Annotated in this window: 10 protein-coding genes; 2 read left to right on the forward strand and 8 right to left on the reverse strand. The window is 72.1% G+C overall.

Annotation, left to right across the window (positions count from 1 at the left end; genetic code table 11):
- Positions 1 to 23: 23 nt before the first annotated feature.
- The 7 genes from ACYVD5_RS19285 to ACYVD5_RS19315 all read right to left on the reverse strand — a co-directional run bounded on the left by ACYVD5_RS19285 (position 24) and on the right by ACYVD5_RS19315 (position 14,386).
- A complete protein-coding gene (locus tag ACYVD5_RS19285; protein WP_461002477.1) occupies positions 24 to 2,726 on the reverse strand; it encodes a DUF7824 domain-containing protein in 2,703 nt (900 codons plus the stop codon).
- Positions 2,723 to 5,512, reverse strand: a complete 2,790-nt coding sequence (locus ACYVD5_RS19290; RefSeq protein WP_461002478.1) for a hypothetical protein — start codon at positions 5,510 to 5,512, stop codon at positions 2,723 to 2,725. The genes ACYVD5_RS19285 and ACYVD5_RS19290 overlap by 4 nt, the downstream gene beginning before the upstream one ends.
- Positions 5,509 to 8,151 (reverse strand): DUF7824 domain-containing protein, encoded by a 2,643-nt coding sequence (locus ACYVD5_RS19295; protein ID WP_461002479.1) that lies wholly within the window; start codon positions 8,149 to 8,151, stop codon positions 5,509 to 5,511. The genes ACYVD5_RS19290 and ACYVD5_RS19295 overlap by 4 nt, the downstream gene beginning before the upstream one ends.
- Positions 8,148 to 10,838, reverse strand: a complete 2,691-nt coding sequence (locus ACYVD5_RS19300; protein ID WP_461002480.1) for a hypothetical protein — start codon at positions 10,836 to 10,838, stop codon at positions 8,148 to 8,150. The genes ACYVD5_RS19295 and ACYVD5_RS19300 overlap by 4 nt, the downstream gene beginning before the upstream one ends.
- The gene (locus tag ACYVD5_RS19305) at positions 10,835 to 12,220 is read right to left on the reverse strand and encodes an SWIM zinc finger family protein (RefSeq protein ID WP_461002481.1); all 1,386 of its coding nucleotides are present in this window, start codon (positions 12,218 to 12,220) and stop codon (positions 10,835 to 10,837) included. The genes ACYVD5_RS19300 and ACYVD5_RS19305 overlap by 4 nt, the downstream gene beginning before the upstream one ends.
- A 229-nt stretch (positions 12,221 to 12,449) precedes the next feature.
- A complete protein-coding gene (locus ACYVD5_RS19310; protein WP_461002482.1) occupies positions 12,450 to 13,115 on the reverse strand; it encodes a response regulator transcription factor in 666 nt (221 codons plus the stop codon).
- Positions 13,112 to 14,386, reverse strand: a complete 1,275-nt coding sequence (locus tag ACYVD5_RS19315; protein ID WP_461002483.1) for a sensor histidine kinase — start codon at positions 14,384 to 14,386, stop codon at positions 13,112 to 13,114. The genes ACYVD5_RS19310 and ACYVD5_RS19315 overlap by 4 nt, the downstream gene beginning before the upstream one ends.
- Before the next feature lie 412 nt (positions 14,387 to 14,798).
- Here ACYVD5_RS19315 and ACYVD5_RS19320 point away from each other — a divergent pair, with 412 nt between their 5' ends.
- A complete protein-coding gene (locus ACYVD5_RS19320) occupies positions 14,799 to 15,749 on the forward strand; it encodes an ABC transporter ATP-binding protein (RefSeq protein ID WP_461002484.1) in 951 nt (316 codons plus the stop codon).
- 213 nt (positions 15,750 to 15,962) lie between these two features.
- Positions 15,963 to 16,778 (forward strand): hypothetical protein, encoded by an 816-nt coding sequence (locus ACYVD5_RS19325; protein WP_461002485.1) that lies wholly within the window; start codon positions 15,963 to 15,965, stop codon positions 16,776 to 16,778.
- A gap of 148 nt (positions 16,779 to 16,926) precedes the next feature.
- Here the strand turns inward: ACYVD5_RS19325 and ACYVD5_RS19330 are convergent, their stop codons facing one another.
- Entirely contained in the window at positions 16,927 to 18,153 is a 1,227-nt protein-coding gene (locus ACYVD5_RS19330) for a macrolide family glycosyltransferase (RefSeq protein ID WP_461002486.1), read from the reverse strand.
- Between the last annotated feature and the right edge of the window lie 87 nt (positions 18,154 to 18,240).

Here is an 18,240-nt window from a genome sequence, read left to right on the forward strand (position 1 = left end):
CCCCGCCACAGCCCCCGCCTGCGCTAACGCAGCGCGTCGCGCAGGAGCCGGGCGTTCTTGATGGTCTGGCTGGAGCCCTTGCGCCCCGCCACCGCGTCGACCTCGGGGATCGGGCCGGTGGCGCCGCATCGGGAGGCGCATTCGGCGGCCAGGGCGAGCAGCGCCCCGGCGCCGCGCACCGGTGTGCCGCGCAGCAGGCCGGGCAGGGCGGCGGCGAGTACCGACCACACGGTGGCGTGGGCGCCGGTCTCGGTTGCGGCGTGCAGCGTGGCGGTCACCGGTTTCGCCTCGCTCTCGCGGTGGCGCAGCATCGCCTGCAGCAGTCCGCCGAGCAACGCGCTGTCCAGCTGTCCTTGGGCGGCGAGCATGAGCAAGGGGTCGGCGGCGCTGCGCAGGCCGTCCGCGACGTGCCAGTGCACCGCGAACCCCGCCGGCCCGCCGGCGTCGGCCAGGAACGGCGCCACCGTGTCTCCGAACAGCGGCAGGTGGGCGCGTGCGGCCACCTCATCGCGGTGGTGCGGCAACTGCGCCATCCAGAACGGTCCGGCGCGCCCGGATTCCCACTGCGTGCACCTGCGCAGCCCGATCAGGGCAGCGGCGACCGGCGGGAGCGCGGGATCGGTCACCGGCCCCGGACGGGCCACCGGGCGCCACTCTTCCAGCGGCCGCCTGGCCGGATCGGACACCGGCCACTGCGGCGGTGCGGAGTCGCGGTGGGGCAGGCCCCCGTTGCGCAGCCAGCGGGCCAGCCGCCGTCCGGCGCCGGATCGGAGTTTTTCGGCGGCGCGCAGCACCGGCCCGTCGGGGGCGGGGCCGACGCGCAGCAGGGCCTGGGCGAGGTCGACGGGGGCGGGATCGGCCCCCGACGCCTCGAACCCGGCGATGCGCTCCACCAGCACGGCGGCGTCGATCGCGCCGGTGGACACGGTCGGCAACGCCAGTAGCGACGGCTGCGAGCCGGACTCGACCAGCTCGATCGCCTCGCTCAGCCGCGCCTGGAGCATCCGCCCGGGCGGGGAGATCTCCGCGATCTTGGGGATGATGTGGATGAAGGGGTTGGCGACCTCGTCCTCGCGGAGGTGGATGTGCCACCTGCGGCGTTCATCGCCGCACACCGCAGCGGCGACGTCGTACAGGTCGACCTGCGAGTAGTCTTCGTCGATCCGCGTGAAGCCGTGATCGGTGTGGCGCGGCTGCGGTTCCCTGCGCACGGCCGGCGCCAGGGCCGCGGCCAGCGCCCCGCGGCCGAGGCGGGCATGGCGCACCAGCCCGTCGAGTGCCCGCTCGAAGGCCACCACGTCGTCGGGGTGGGCCAGGACCGCGGCGACCTCCTGGGCGACCTCGGCGGCGGTTTCGATGGGGCCGGGCACCGATCGGGGCTCGGGCGCTGCGGGCAGGGTTTCGGTGTACTGACCGGCGCCGACACCGGAACCGGCGTCCTCCGGTGCGCCGAGCACTTCGGCCGCCCTGTCGGCGAGCCCCGGGCTGATCCCCGCGGCGGCGGCCCGCAGCTCCGGCAGCACGTCCGCGTCCGCGTTGCGCAGGTGGCGGGCGATGAGCTTGAGGGCGCGTTCCTGCAGCGCCACGTCCGGGTGTTGGAAGGCCATCGCGGCGTCGGCCAGCACCCGGCCCGCCCGTGCCGGGTCGCGGCGGGCGATGCGGTCCAGCCAGGAAAGCTGGGCACGGACCAGTTTCTTTTCCGGGCGCAGCAGGACGCGCTCACACGTCTCGGTGAGCACATCGGCTTCCAGCAGCCCGGCCTCCTCCAGCGCGATCAGGATCTCCTGGCCGTAGTCGGCCACCGGCGACGACAGGTCCAGCATCGCCACATGGTCGCGCAGGAAGGCCGCGTTCTCGTCCGGGGCAAGGCCGAGCGCGCGCAGGGCCGCGCGGGGCGCCCCGGTCTCGTTGGGTGTTCCGTCCTGGAGCAATTGCGTGAGCAGGAGCTCGGCGAGTTCGGCGCGTTGCGGAGCCGTCCGGGCGTGTTCTTCGGCGGTGAGAGCGAGCTCGTTCAGCATGTCCGCTTGGCGGCGCGCATCGGCGCCGGCCGCGTCGGCGAAGACGCGGTTGATCAGCACGGCACGGTCGATCACGCCGTCCGCAGCGAGAGCGGTCAGCGGTTCCACAGTGAGGATCGCGACACTGGGCCGTTCCACTGCCAAGGGGAGGAGCAGCGGGGTGAACTCGTCGTTGCGCAGCCGTTCCAGGTAGTTCGCCCCCTGCACCCAGTCCAGCCGGTGCCCGGGCTGCATGCGCGCCGGATACATAAGGCGGCTCAGCAGCCAGCCTTGGATGAAGACATCGGAGGTGGGAACGGGGCAGCCCGTGGTGCGGACCAGGTGCTCGGTGATGGGGAACCACATTGCCCTTGGGTTGGGCGACGCTTGTGCGACCACCTGGGTGACCAGTTCGATCCGCCATGCGGTGGGGTACAGGTTCACAACGTCCAGCATCCAGTCGGGGGTCGCCGGCTGGAGCTGGTGAGCCGCGAGCCAGGCCGCGGCGGCCTGCGGGGTGGTCCGGCATCCCAGTTCGGCGGTGCAACGGGCGGTCTCGTGCACATTGCCGTTGTATTCCACCATCCACCAGTTCGGGCCGGTGATCAGGGCTTCGCGGCGGGCCGCGAGTTCCGGGGCGTAGGCGGCGCGCTGGTCCGGCGTCATCGCCTCCAGTTCCCGGAGCACACCTGCAGTGTCCCCGGCATCCACCAGTTCGAGCAGGTTCACGGTCTCTGTTCCTCTCGGCGCAGCGCGTCGCGCAGGAGCCGGGCGTTCTTGATGGTCTGGCTGGAGCCCTTGCGCCCCGCAACCGCGTCGACCGCGGCGATCGGGCCGGTGGCCCCGCATCGGGCGGCGCATTCGGCGGCCAGGGCGAGGAACGCCCCGGCGCCGCGGACCGGCTTGTCGCGAAGCAGCCCCGGTAGGGCGGCGGCGAGCACCGACCACACGGTCGCGTAGGCGCCGGTTTCGGCCGCCGCACGCAGCGTGGCCACGACCCGGTTGGGTTCGCTGCTGCCGAAGCGCACCCGCGCCTGCAGCAACCCCCCGAGCAGCCCGCCGTCCAGCCGGCCCTGCGCGGCGAGCACCAGCAGGGCGTCCACCGCCGCGTGGCCGTCTAGGACCTCCGCGATCTTCCAGTGCACCGCGAACCCAGCGGCACCTCCGGATTCCACCAGGTACGGCAGCACACCTTCCGGCCGCGCTGCGTGGGTGCGCGCCGTCACCTCGTCGCGGTGGTGGGGCAGCTGCGCCAACCAGTACGGTGCGACGTCTGCGGCAGGCCACGGCAGGGAAGGTTCCGGCCCGATCAAGGCGGCGGCGGCCGGCCCGAGCGGCGGGTCAAGTGCCCGGCCGGGGCGGGCGGGGAGCCACTCGCCGGGCGGAGCGCTCGCCGGGTCGGCCGCCGGCCACCCGGGCGGAGTGGAGTCCTGGTGCGCCAGGCCGCCCTCGCGCAGCCAGCGGGCCAACCGCTGCCCGGCGCCGGACTCGAGCTTTTCGGCGGCGCGGTGGACGTGCTCGCCGGGGGCGGGGGCCACACGCAGCAGCGCTTGGGCAAGGTCGTCGGGACCGGGCACGGCGCCCAGCGCCTCGAACTCGGCGATGCGCTCCACAAGGACGGCGGCGTCGATGGCGCCGGTGGCCAGGGTCGGCGTCGCCAGCAGGAACGGTTGCGAGCCGGACTCGATCGCTTCCATCGCCTCGGTCAGCCGCGCCACGAGCATCGTCCCGGCGGGCGGGAACCACATCGAGTCCGTGCGGAAGGCCGTGCCGCGCAGGTACTCCGTGCGGAAGCGGGCGATCTGCTCCGGCCACTCGCCGTCCCGCGCGAATGCGGCCGCGTCGTAAATGTGGTGCTGCGGGAAGTCCCGGAACGGACCGGTGCGGCTCTGCCGGATCACGCTGAGCGCTGCGGCCAGCGCTGGGCGGTCGAGGCGGGCATGGCGGACCAGCCCGTCCAGCGCCCGCTCGAACGCCATCATGTCCCCGCGGTTCGCCATGACCGCGGCGACTTCCTCGGCGACTTCGGCGGCGGTGGCGATGGGGCCGGGCACGGGCCGCGGTTCGGGCGCCGGAGGCAGCGTTTCGGCGTACTGTCCGGCGGGGGGCTCCTGGCCTTCCCGGATCTCCCGGCTCTGGGGTGTGCTCTCGGCGCCCCGGGTGCCCAGGGTGCCTTGGGCGGGGCCGGTCTCAGGCCCGAGCAGTTCGCGGGCCCGCTCGGCGAGTCCCGCGCTGGTGCCTGCGGCGGCGCGCAGCTCCGGCAGCACATCACCGCCGGCTCTGCGCAGGTGGCGGCCGATGAGTTTGAGGGTGCGCTCCTGCACGTCCACATCCGGATGCTGGAATGCCGCCGCCGCCTCGACCAGGATGCGGCCCGCCTGCCCCGGGGCGCGGCGGGCCGCCTTGTCGAGCCAGGAAAGCTGGGCGCGGACCAGCTTCTTTTCCGGGCGGAGCAGGACGCGTTCGCACGCCTCGGTGCGCACGTCGGCCTCCAGCAGCCCCGCTTCGTCCAGCCCGGCCAGCACCCGCTGGCCGTAGGCGGCCACCGGCGACGACAGGTCCAGCATCGCCGTGAAGTCCCGCACGAACACCGCGTTCTCGGCGGGAACGGGCGCCAGGGCCCGCAGCGCCGCAAGGCCCGCCGCCGTCTCGTTGCGGCTGCGCTCCTGCAGCAGGCGGGCGAGCAATCGCTCCCGGAGCGCGGCGCGTTCACCGGCCGGCCACGCCTCTTCGGCGTGAGCGAGAGCGAACGCCTCGACCAGGCCGGCCGCCCATGGCGCGCCATCGTCGTCGTCGGGATCCGCCGCTACCCCGCCGCCGTCCAGCTCCGCGAGAGCCCGGCGGATGAGCGGAGCACCCTCGATGGTGCCGTCTGCGGCGAGTTCGGCCAGATCTTCTACGTCAGGCAGGGTGCGCAGGTGCGCCCGCTCCACTCCCAGGGGCAGCAGTGCCGGGGTGAAGCGGTCGTTGCCCAGCCGCTCCAGACTGGTACCGCGCTGGACTCCGCCCAGCGGTTGCGCCCCACCCGGGGTCTTCTCGCCGGACGGTTCCCTCCTGGTGGAGCGGTGTTCCTCCAGCCAGGCCGCGACGAAGGCGTCGCAGACCGGCACCGGGCAGCCCGTGTCGCAAATGAGGTGTTCTGCGATGGGGAACCAGCCGCCGGTGCCGGGAGTGGCCTGCCGACCGATCTCGGCGACCAGCTCGGCCCGCCATGCGGCGGGATACAGGTTCACGACGTCCACCATCCAGCCCCAGGACCGCCGCCGCTGCTCGGGCGCCACCAGCCAGGCCGCCGCGGCGTGCGGGGCGGTCCGGCACCCCAGTTCCGCACTCGCCAGGGCGTAGGACTCCCGGCTGGACCACCACCACACATCGGCCGCGGCCGCGGCCTCGGCCTCCGCAAGCCGCGCTGCCAAAGCCGGCACGCAGGCCTCCCGCTCCTCCAGTGTCATCGCGTCCAGTTTCCGAAGCACGCCGGGCGTATCGCCGGCTTCGATGGGTTCGGTCAGGTTCATGCCGGTGTGGTTTCTTCTCGGTGGAGTGCGTCGCGCAGGAGTCTGGCGTTTTTGATGGTCTGGGTGGTCCCCTTGCGCCCGGCCATTTCGTCGACCTCGGCGATCGGTCCGGTGGCCCCGCATCGGGAGGCGCATTCGGCGGCAAGGGCGAGCAGCGCTGCGGCGCCGCGGACCGGCTTGTCGCCGAGCAGCGCGGGCAAGGCGGCCTTGACCACGGACCAGACCGTGGCGTAGGCGCCGGTCTCAGCCGCGGTGCGCAGCGTGGTGGCCGCGGGGTTGGCACCGTCCCGTCCGCGGTGTGCCAGCGCCTGCAGTTGTCCGCCGAGAAGTCCGCTGTCGAGCCGGCCTTGGGCGGCGAGCACCAGCAGGGCATCCGCTGCGGTGTCGGTGCCCATGGCCTCCGCGATCTTCCAGTGCACCGCGAATCCTGCGGGGCCACCGGATTCCACCAGGAACGGCAGTATGCGGTCCGGCCGGGAGATGTCGCGCATGCGGGCCGCGGCCTCGTCGCGGTGGTGCGGCAACTGGGCGAGCCAGAACCGTTCGGGGTCGAGTCCCGTGTATCTCGTCTTGTACGGCCCGAGCAGGGCTGCGGCGACCGGCGGGAGCGGGAGTTCGGCCGCCGGGCCGGGGTGGGCCGGCTGCCACCACCGTGACGGTGCGCCGGCCGGATCGGCCACTGGCCACTCGGCCGGCGTGGAGTCCTGGTGTGCCGGCCCGCCGTCGCGCAGCCATTGGGCCAGTTGCCGTCCGGCGTCGGATTGCAGTTTTTCGGCGGCGCGCAGCACCGGCCCTTCGGGGGCGGGGTCGACGCGCAGCAGAGCCTGGGCGAGGTCGACGGGTGCCGGAGCGGCACCGAGCCGCTCGAACTCGGCGATGCGTTCCACCAGTACGGCGGCGTCGATGGCGCCGGTGTCCAGGCTCGGCAACGCCAGCAGGAACGGCTGGCTACCGGAGGCGACCAGCTCGGCGGCCTCGCTCACCCGTGCCTCGAGCATCTTTCCGGACGGGGATACCCCCTGGGGCCGGAACCGCGGATGCAGCGATTCCGCACGGCACACCGCCGCCGCCATGTCGTACAGCAGATCGGCCTGCGGACCGTTCTCGCTGGAGCGGCGCTCTTCCTGACGCACGACCGGGGCGAGGGCCGCGGACAGCGCCCCGCGGTCGCGGCGGGCGAGGCGCACCAGTCCGTCGAGTGCGCGTTCGAAAGCCACCACGTCCCGGTCGTTCGCCAGGACGGCGGCGACCTCCTGGGCGGCCTCGGCGGCCGTTGCGATCGGGCCGGGTACCGGGCGGGGTGCGGGCACCGGAGGCAGCGCTTCGGTATACGGTGCGGCGCCGGTGTCCTGCGGCAGGCCCAACAGCTCGGCGGCCCGGGCCGCATGCGCCGGGTCGAGCGCCGCGGCGGCGGTCCGCAGTTCCGGCAGCACGTCCGCGCCGGCCTTGCGCAGGTGGCGTGCGATGAGCTTGAGGGCGCGCTCCTGCAGGTCCACAGCCGGGTGCTGGAAGACCATTGCGGCGTCGATCAGCACCCGCTCCGCCCGCGCCGGGTCGCGGCGGGCCACCTTGTCCAGCCAGGTCAGCTGGGCACGCACGAGTTTCTTTTCCTGGCGGAGCAAGACGCGTTCGCAGGCCTCGGTGAGTACATCGGCCTCCAGCAGCCCTGCCTCGTCCAGCCCGGTCAGCACCTCCTGGCCGTAGCCGGCCACCGGCGACGACAGGTCCAGCATCGCCACGTGGTCGCGCAGGAAGGCCGTGTTCTCGTCTGGGGCGAGGGCGAGCGAACGCAGTGTGGTGAGCGAGTCCGCCGTCTCGTCGCGGGCGCCGTCCTGGAGCAGGTCGGCGATAAGGGGCTCGGCGGCGTCGCGGCGGGCGGCAACGACCCGGTCCTGCTCGGCGGGGGTGAGGGCATGGCCCGCCAGCGCCTTCAATGCGTCCTCCTGCGCCGGGGTATCGCAGGTCAGATCCGCGAGGGTGCGGCGGCTCAGGTCGGCACGGTCGATCACGCCTTTGGCGGCGAGCTGGAGGATCGCCTTGCGGTGGTGCCCGAGAGGGGCGATGGCCGGTCGCAGCACGACCAGTGGGAGCAGGGTCGGGGTGAAGTCGTCGTTGCGAAGCCGTTCCAGGAGGGTGGCGCCCTGCGGCCCGCCCAGCACGCGGCTGCGCCACCCCTGGGCGAAGCTGGAGGGGACGCGCTTGGCGAGCCACCAGGCGTAAACGAAGGTGTCGGTGGTCGGTAGCGGGCAGCCGAGGTCGCGGATGATGTGTTCGGCCAGTACGAACCAGCGGTAGGGCGGGTCTTGCGGTTGTTCGGCGAGCCGGGCGACCAACTCGCGCCGCCACTCGGGTGGATACAGGTCTGTAGTATCCACCATCAGGCCGCAGTCCAGGCGCGTTCCCACGTGCTTCTTGACCCAGGCCGCCGCGGTTTCCGGGGTGGTCTGGCCTGCCAGTTCGGCGGCCGCCCAAGAGGCGTTGCGCTCGTGGACGGAGCCCTCGGACGCCGGCCTTTCGGTGGCTTCGCGTCGGGCGGCCAGTTCGGCGGCGCAGGCCGCCCGCTGCTCCAGCGTCATCGACGCCAGCTCCTGGAGCACGCCGGCGCGGTCGCGGGCCTCAACGAGTTCGATCAGGTTCACGGTGTTGTTCCCTCTCGGTGCAGTACGTCGCGCAGGAGTCTCGCGTTTTTGATGGTCTTGGTGGTTCCCTTGCGCGCGGCCACGGCGTCGACCTCGGGGATCGGGCCGGTGGCGCCGCATCGGGAGGCGCAGTCGACGGCAAGGACCAGGAACGAGCCGGCGGCGCGGTGGGGGGTGTCGCGCAGGAGTGGGGGCAGGGCGGCTTCGAGTACGGACCACACGGTGGCGTAGGCGCCGGTCTCGGCCGCGGCGCGCAGCGTGGTGGTCACCCGGTTCGCCTCGATCACACCGCGGTAGAGGAGCGCCTGCAGTTGCCCTGCGAGTAGTGCGCTGTCCAGCCGGCCCTGGGCGGCGAGCACGAGGAAGGGGTCTGCCGTGCTGCGCAGGCCGTAGGCGATATGCCAGTGGATCGCATAGCCCGCGGGGCCGGCGGCGTCGACCCGGTACGGCGGTACCGAGTTCCGCCGCTCGTCCGCGTGGATGCGTGCGGCGACCTCGTCGCGGTGGTGCGGCATTTGCGCCAACCAGATCGGCCCCGCATGTTCATATGCGACCCGGTCCCTTCCTTCCCAGACCAGGGCCGCGGCCACCGGAGGGAGCGGGGGTTTGGTCGGCAGCCCGGGATTCGCAGGGCACCACCAGCCCGGCGGGGCGCTGGTCGGATCGGTCACCGGCCATTCCTTCGGAGTCGAGTCCGTGTGCGGCAGGCCGCCGTCGCCCAGCCAGCGGGCCAGTTGCCGTCCGGCGTCGGATTCGAGTTTTTCGGCGGCGCGCTGGACGAGTTCGCCGGGTGCGGGGTCGACCCGCAGCAGGGCTTGGGCCAGGTCGACGGGCGCGGGGGTGATATCGAGGCGCTCGTACTCGGCGATGCGCTCCACGAGCACGGCGGCGTCGAGTGCGCCGGTGTCCAAGGTCGGCACCGCCAGCAGGAACGGCTGCGTACCGGACCCGATCATCTTCAGCACTTCGGACATGCGCGCCCGGAGCATGTCGCCGGCCACGGTGATCAACCAGTGCTTCGGGAAGGTCTGATCGGCGGCATGGTCTTCGAGGAGGAACGTATGCCGCCCATGGCTCTCGTTGCCGCGCAGCGCCACCGCGACCTCGTACAGGTCGGCCTGTGTCCAGTCACCGCTGAAGCGGCGCGGCTCTCTGCGGACGGCCGGAGCGAGGGCTGCGGACAGGGCGTCGCGGTCGAGGCGGGCGTGGCGCACCAGCCCGTCGAGTGCGCGCTCGAACGCCACCACGTCCCCGGGGTTGGCCACGGCCGCGGCGACCTCCTGGGCCGCCTCGGCAATGGTTTCGACCGGGCCCGGCACCGGCCGGGGCTCGGGCATGGCGGGCAGTATTTCGACGTACTGCTCGGCGGCGGTGTCCTCCGGCAGGCCCAGCAGTTCCGCGGCCCGGGCGGCGAGCCCCGGGTTGATATCGCCGGCGGCGGCCCGCAGGTCGGGCAGCACCTCCTCGCCCGCGTTGGGCAGGTGCCGGGCGATGAGGTTGAGGGCGCGTTCCTGCAGCGCCACGTCCGGGTGCTGGCAGGCGGCCGCCGCCTCGACCACGACACGGCCGGCGCGCGCCGGGTCGCGGCGGGCCACCTTGTCCAGCCAGGACAGTTGGGTGCGCACGAGTTTCTTCTCCGGGCGGAGCAGGGTGCGTTCGCAGGCCTCGGTGAGTACGTCGGCCTCCAGCAGCCCCGCCTCGTCCAGTCCGATCAGCATGTCCTGTCCGTAGGAGGCCACCGGCGGTGACAGGTCGAGCATGGCGACGTGGTCGCGGAAAAGGGAGGCGTTCTCGTCCGGCGTGAGGTCGAGCGCGCGCAGTGTGGTGATGGGCCCCGCCGTCTCCTCGCGGTGGCCGTCTTGGAGCAGGCGGGAGATGCAGGGCTCGGCGAGCTCCTGGCGGGTGCGGGCTATGCGGGCCTGTTCGGTCGCGGTGAGCGGGTGTCCCTCCAACGCCTTCAGCGCGTCCGCGTATGCCGGGGTGCCGCGGACCAGGTCGGCGAAGATTCGGCGGCTCAGCAGACCGCGGTCGAGCACGCCTTTGGCCGCGACGCCGACGAGTACCCGCCGATACCGATCGATGGAAAACGACGGTCGTTCCAGGGCCGGCGGGAGGAGCACCGCGGAGAAGTCGTCGGAGCACAGGCGTTCCAGGAAACCGGCGCCCCGGCCTCCGCCCAGCATGTTCGGCGCCCGACGGTCCCGGGACCCGCCCCTGGCGATGCCTTTGCGGTCACACAGCCACACGTGGATGAAGTCGTTGGAGGTCGGTATCGGACAGCCGGTGTCGCGGATCAGGTGCTCGGCCAAGGCGAACACGCCTCCGTCGTCCCGCCATATCGTCCGGGGCAGCCCCTGTTCGACAAGCTTGACGACCAGTTCGGCGCGCCATTCGGGGGGATACAGGTTCACGGTGTCCACCATCCAGCAGCGGCTTCCGACCACGGAGACGCGGAGGCCCCTGAGCCAGGCCGCGGCGGCCTCGGGGGTGGTCCGGCATCCGAGTTCGGCGCTCGCCAGGGCGGACGCTTGGCCGCTGTGCTTCCATACGTAGTCTTCGGTATCCAGGGTCTCCCGAAAGGCCGCCAGTTCCGGGATCCAGGCCGCGCGCTGCTCCAGCGTCATCGACTCCAGTTCCCGGAGCACTCCCGCGGCGTCACCGGCTTCGGCAAGTTCGAGCAGGTTCACTGCGCCGCCCCCTCGGCCGAGTCCCGGACCATGCGCGTGGCGAGCACGTGCTTGCACGGGCCGCGGCCGCCCCGGTACTTGGCCCACCACAGGCAGGTGCAGCTCAGCTTGCCCGTGTCGTCGGTGCGGACCAGGTGGGCGTGGTCGGCGCTGCCCACGCGCGCCAGTGTGCCGTCGAGCCGGACGTGGCCGTCGGCGACCAGCTTCCGCGCTCCGCGCAGCCGGGGGTTGCGCTTTTCCGCGGCGCCCGCGGAGTAGGGCAGGTGCCGGTGGAAGTAGGACTCTTCGGCGAGGTCGTAGCCGATCTGGCCGGAGGTGCCCAGGACCGTTAGCGCGGCGCGTACCCGCTCGGCCGGCAGACCGGCCTGGTGGGCCAGGTCGGCCAGGTCGATCTTGGATTCCCACGCCAGCAGCTCCGACACCGCCTCGGCGTCCTGTTCCGAAGATCCGGCGGCCAGGTCGTGGAGCACCCCGCCCTCGCCGGAGAACCCGCGGGCGGGGTTGGGGGAGAGCATCAGTGTCAGTCGCATGCCCGGCAGCTCCACCTCCCAGGCGGCGGCCGGCGCTTCGCCCTCGGACCCCTCGGACGCGGCGGGGGCGTAGATGCGCAGCGCCGTCGCGTGCCGCAGCACCGGGCGCAGCGACAGCAACCGCTCGGCACCGGGCAGGCACACGGCACCGGCCGTCGGCCTGCTCACCGGCCGCAGAGTACCGCCGGTGGGCATCACCCAGCGGGTGGTGCGGGCACCGGACTGGGTGAGGCGCGGCAGCGACCGCAGGAAGGCGGCGGCCTGGGCGGCCGAGACCTCGGCGCGCAGGGCGAAGTCGGCTCCGAGCACCTGGGCTTCGGCGAACCCGCGCAGCCAGCGCTGGGGGAGCGGCACCTTCTTCTCGACGAACCCGCCGTCGAAGGTCGTGGCCTCGATCCCGTCGGGCCCGACCGCAAGGTGCAGCGGGTCCAACCCGCCGATCTTGGCGAGGGCCCGCCGCAGCGGGGCGTTGACGTCGACGTTGGTGGTGCCGTGGCCGACATCGTCGCCATCGAGGCCGGCTGCGAGCACGTCCAGGCGCGCGTAGACGCCGCAGCAGCCGGAGAAGGACTCCATCCGCAGCCGGTCGCCGCCGGCCGTGACCACCGGGTCCAGGAAGGCCGCCGAGGGCCGCGGCCGGTAATAGCGGGCGGCCGCGACGTCGGCCACCGCCAGCAGCGCGGTCGCCGATGCGGTGGGCGCGGTCAGAAAGCCGCTGAAGAACCGCGGGTTGGTGACCTCACCGGCCGGTGTGGCGCCGCCGGAGGTCTCCAGCGCGAGCGCGCGTCCGTCGGCCGACTCGTGCACGGCCGAGGGGTGCAAATAGGTGTAAGACTGCGTGAGTGTGGCCATCCGGACACGCTAGAGGCGGGCAGTGACAGGAATTGCTGCGCATCCGCCGCCCTTGATCCGGTATTTCCGGACACAGCAGAGAACCGCAGACGGCATTGCTTGGTGGGCGAAGCTCCGGCCTGCGGAGACGCCCGACGACGAATCTTTCTTCGCACAACTATTCGAATTCGGTCCGCGGATTCCTTCCGCGGCCTGAAACCGGGGGGCGGCGGGCTGCTGCTGCGGGGCCTTACCGTTTCCGCGGTTTGGCCTCGACCAGGCCGGCTTCGTGGGCCAGTAGCCCGGCCTGGGTGCGGTTGGTGCAGTCGAGCTTCGGCAGCATGCGCGAAACGTAGCTTTTCACCGTGGTTTCGGCCAGGTGCAGCCGGGCGCCGATCTCGGAGTTCGACAACCCTTCGCCGAGGCAGGTGAGCACGTCGACCTCGCGTTCGGTCAATGCCGAGGTGACGTCGCGGGCGCGGCCGGTATTGCGGCGCCCCGCCCCCGAGGACGCGACCAAGCGCTGCATGGCCGGCGGCGACATGACGGCGTGGCCGTCGGCGGCCACCCGGACCAGCCGGATGAGGTCCTCGGCGGAGGTGGACTTGATCAGAAAGCCGATCGCGCCGGCCTCAAGGGACTGCAGGATGTGGGTGTCGTCGTCGAACGTGGTCAACGCGACGGTGTAGGGCGCATCGGACATGCGCGCGATCCGCTCGATGGCGGTGACACCGTCGACGCCCGGCATACGCAGGTCCATCAGGACAACGCCGGGGCGCAACCGCAGCACGGCCTCGACCGCTTCGGCGCCGTCCTGCGCCTGGCCCACCACCTCGATGTCCTCGGCCGAACCGAGGATGGTCCGCAAGTGTGTGCAGACCATGGGCTCGTCGTCGACGACCAGCACCCTGATCATGACGCCTGCCTGCTCGAATCCACTATGGGCGCCTGCAGCGGCAATATCACATCGACAATGTACCCGCCGTCCGGTGCGGCCGCCGCCCGCAAGGACCCCCCCACCAGTTCGACGCGTTCCCGGAGCCCGTCGAGCCCAGTGCCCGAGCCGCTGCCCGCGAGTACAGGGTCGGGAGACTGTTCGGAGGCGGCGTTGCGGACCTCGATCAGCATGCCGCTGTCGCGGTAGCGCAGGTCGACCGTTGTCGGTGCGCCGGGAGCGTGCTTGCGTACGTTGGTCAGGGCCTCTTGGACGACCCGGTAGGCAGTACGCGCGATGACCGGCGAGGCGTCGGCGGGGTCGCCGTGGACGTTCAACTCAACGGGCAGGCCCGCCGCACGCGACTCGGCCACCAGTGTCGCGGGGTCGAGCACCCGGTCTTCGCGCCGCTCGCCGCCATCGCGCGCCCCCTCGGCCGGGGCAGCCCGCAGGGCTTCGGTGGGCCCGTCGCGGAGCACGCCGATGATGTCGCGCAGCTCCTCGATCGCGCGCGAGCCGGCGGCGCGGATGGCGTCGGCCGCGGTACGCGCTTCGGGGTCCTTGGTCGCCACCCCCAGCGCTCCGGCCTGCAGGACGATCAGGCTCACCTCGTGGGTGACTGTGTCGTGCATCTCGATCGCCAGCCGCCGCCGCTCCTCGGCACGCGCCTGCTGGGCGAGCAGATGCTGCTCGCGTTCGGCCCGTTCGGCACGTTCCCGCAGCGACTGGAGCAGGTTCCTGCGGGCTTGCAGGTACATCGACAGCAGCGCGGGTACCGCGGTGTTCAGCAGCCCGAACGGAAGTATGTCCCAGCTCGGGTCCCACACCCGGGTGCCCAGCAGCGTGAGGGCGGCGACGATGGCGACCGCCTGGCGGGGGTCGGCGCGGCGCGCGAGGTAGAAGACGATGATCGGTGTCTCAGCGGGGACCGTGGAGAGCACGATCGGGTCCATGGGCACCAGCAGGCCGGGCGACAGCAGATCCGAGAGAAGCAGCGCCGTGGACACGGCAACGGCGTAGAGGCCCACCAGAACCGGGAGGCGGGCGAGGACCAGCACCGAGACCGCGACGCTGACCCGCAGGGCCGTCCAGGCATAAGGCCCGGCCGCGCCGGTCGTCGGCTCGCTGTTCAGCCCGATCGCGAGCTCCAACACGACGAACAGCACGGCGACGACAGCGGTCGGCGCGTCGTCGCGGGTGGGTGTGAACCGTGGTCGTGATTGCCGGAGCATGGTGCGGATACTCCTCTTCATAAGGCCACATTAACTTCGGGGTACCGGAGAAGGAGGCCAAGTGGATGAGGTTCTGGATTCAACGGCGCGCACCGCCTGACCGGACCGCATCGCCGGCGGCGCCGGGCCCGATCCAGCGGATCGCCACTCCGCGCCGCCCCTGAACAGGGCCCCGCGGCCGGCTGCGGCGCCGGGCGAGGGGCGGTTGGCCGCGTTATTCCCGGATTCAGCGGCCGCGCCGGCGGCGGGGAGCCGGGATCGCGGCCGGAGGTTGCAGCCCTGCCGCGATAGGTGTCGCCGCCCGCCAAGCCCACAACTTTTGTTGCGCGAGTAATCCACTTCATGCGCTTGAGCCGCATCTTCGGCGCCTGGTTGCCTGGAAGGCAGAAGGCATCAGCAGGTTTTTCGGTACCGCGCAACCGGGGGTTGAGAATTGATTGAAGCCATAAATCTGACAAAGTCGTTCGGCGAAAACAAGGCCGTCGACGACCTGTCCTTCACGGTCTCACCGGGCAGGGTGGTCGGATTCCTGGGCCCGAACGGGTCCGGCAAGACCACGACCATGCGGATGATCCTGGGGCTGATGGAGCCCACGCAGGGCAGCGCGCGGGTGAACGGGCGGTCGTTCCGCCAGTTCACCGCCCCCATGCAGGAGGTGGGGGCCGTGCTCGACCCGAGCGCGATCCACCCGGCGATGACCGCCCGCGCGCACCTGAGCTGGCTCGCGAAAGCGGGCCGGATCTCGGTGAAACGGGTCGACGAGGTGCTGGAGACCGTCGGCCTGACCGAGGTCGCCCAGCGCAAGGTCGGTGCGTTCTCCCTGGGCATGCGGCAGCGGCTGGGGCTCGCCAGCGCGCTGCTGGGCGATCCCGCCACGCTGCTCCTCGACGAACCGGTGAACGGTCTCGACCCCGACGGCGTGCTGTGGGTCCGCAACTTCATGCGCGGACTCGCCGCCGAAGGGCGGACCGTGTTCGTCTCCAGCCACCTCATGCACGAGATGGAAGAGACCGCCGACCGGGTGGTCGTGATCGGGCGCGGCCGGCTCATCGCCGATAAGGACATGGACGAGATCATCCAGAGCGGATCGGGCGGCCACGTGCTCGTCGCCAGCCCGCAGGCCCCGCTGCTGACCACGGTGCTCACCGACGCCGGCGCCAAGGTCGAGCACGATACGGAGAAGCCGTCGGAGGCTGCCGAGGGCCGGGTGGTGGTGCGCGGGCTCGACGCCGCCTCGATCGGCGAATTGGCCGCGCGCTACAACATCACGCTCCACGAGCTGGCGCCGCGGGCGGTCACGCTGGAGGACATGTTCATGGAGCTCACCCATGACAGCGCCACCTACACCGCCGCCCCCACCGAGGGTCAGAAGAGCCGTTCATGATCCCGGCCGGCCCGGTCCGCGGCAGGGCCCGGCGCCGGACGGTCCGGTGCTGAAAAGCGCGGCGAGCACCGCAGCCGCGCCGATCCCGCGGGCCGCAGCCGGCCACCATCCGTCCCGTCCAGTTTCGTCCCGGATCCGCTTTCCGGCTTTCCGGGACCGTGGCCTACGGGAATGCCGCAATCGTCCCGACCGCTCAGCCAAGGAGCCGCTCAATTGTTCACCAAAACCAAGGGCACGCGATCAGGCCGGCCCACGCCCCGATTCACGTCCACTCTCGCCTCCGAATGGGCGAAACTGTGGTCGGTATCAGCCACCTACATTTTCATCGCCATCACCGCGGGACTGACCGTCGGGATCACCTCCCTGGTCATCCTCTTCGGCGGCGCGGAATCGATGGCCAACGCCCAAGCGGGCCAGCGGTACGAGATCATCTTCTTCGGTGCCAGCCTGGGGGTGATGGCGTTCTCGGCGCTGGGGGCCGCGGTCGTCACCGTCGAGTACCGCACCGGGATGCTCACGTACACCCTCATCTCGACGCCGCGCAGGTGGCGGGTACTGGCGGCCAAGTTCATCATCGTCACGGCCCTGGCCCTGGTCATCGGCACGGTGATCTCGTTCGCGAACTTCATTATCAGCCAGAGCCTGCTCGGCGTCACCGGTGAGAACACCCTGGAGCTCAGCAACGAAGGGCTGCTGCGGTCCGTCGCCGTGTTCATTCCCATGTCCATGGCAATACACGTGGTCCTGGCCATGGTGGCGGCGGTGGTGCTGCGCAACGCAGCCGGCGCCGTCGTGCTGGTGCTGGCCATCGACACCGTCCCGGTGTGGGTCGCCGGCTACTTGGGCGACTGGTTCGCCGAAACCGTTCCGCGCCGCCTGCCCGGCTCGATCGCCGAGAGCCTCGCCGGGGTCAACACCGCCGAATCGGCCTCCTACCTGCCGCCGCTGGAAGCCGCGCTGACGGCAGTGGTCTGGCTGATCGCGGCGACGTGGCTGGCTTTCGCCGTGTTCAGCAAACGCGACACCTGACGCAGGCGCGTCACGGGCGGCCCGGTGCCGCCGAAACCGCCGCCCCGCAACCGCCGCTGTGCGGGAACGGGGCGGCGTTTCGCTGCGGTCCGGCAGCGCGGCACCGCCCCCTCAGACCCTCCGAACACCGGCGCCGTGCCCGGTCGCCTCAGCCCGCTGCCGCGGCGAGCGCGAGCAGCGTGTCGGCGGCCCGCCGGTAACCGCCGGCGCGGTGGCAGGACCGGCTCATCCCGTGCACCCGGTCGGCGATATCGGGGTCGGCCGCGACCTTGAGCACCGAGTCGCGGACCGCCTCGGCCCGGATCTCGCCGCGGCCCAGGCGGGTGCCGAGCCCCAGTTCGGCCACCCGGTCGGCGTTGACCGCCTGCTCGCCGTGCTGCGGAACCACGACCAGGGGGGTGTCGCAGGCCAGCGACTCCATGATGCTGCCCATGCCCGCCGGGCAGACCGAGGCGCGGGCGGCGGCCAGCACCAGCGGGTGGGGCAGCCACCGGTGCGCGCGGACGTTGGCCGGCAGCGGACCCAGTTGGGCGGGGTCGGTGCCGTTGCCCAGGGTCATCACCACGTTCCAGGGCAGGTCGGCGAATGCCGCGGCGCAGGACCGGAAGAAGTCCGGCTGATCGTTGAACAGCGACGTGCCCAGCGATATCAGCAGCACCGGATCGCCGTTTCCGGGCGGGGCCCAATCGCCCCGGGTGCGGACGGGCCCCAGGCAGGGGCCGACGAACGTGTGGCGCTGGTCAAAGGTGTCGCCGCGGTACTGGAACTCCTTGGGCATGAACACGAGTTTGTGGTCGCCGGCGTCGCTGAGCAGGTCGGCGGGGTCGCCCCGCAGTCCGGCAGCGGCCAGTGCCGACCGCAGCGCACCGGCCCCGCCATCCCCGCCTGGTCCGCCGGTGTCCTCGGAGGCGTCTTGGCACGCGTCTTCGCCGGTACCGCGGACCCGCTCGGCCACGCGTGCGGCCAGCGAGAAGTGCTCATTGGAGACGAAGCACGGGCTCAGTTGCACGACCGGGCACGAGTGGGCCGCGGCCAGTACCCGGCCGGCCACCCACATCGTGGAGTCGAAGCCCAATAGATCGGGCGGGTCGGTGGCGAGGAGCTCCCGCACCGGGGCCAGCGCAGTCAGAAACCCGGTGAATCCAGACACGGCGCGGGCCGTGGCGTGCGAACCGGAATCCCCACTGTCCGTGGGCCCGTAGGCGACGGTGGCGGCACCGGCGGCGGCGAGGCGGGCGGTGAACTCGGCCCCGGTGGCCACGGTCACCCGGTGCCCGCGGGCGCGCAGTTCGGCCACGATGTCCAGCAGCGGAGTCACATGGCCGTAGCCGGGCAGCGTGCACAGGACCACGTGGCGGGACGGTGAAGAGGCCATGCTCCGAGCCAACAGCAACCGCCTGTGGGGGATTTGCTAAAGGTGCGTGGCGCATGATGCACGGGGCACCCCGAAACCGATCGTCGA

The organism is Streptomonospora sediminis (assembly GCF_054778995.1).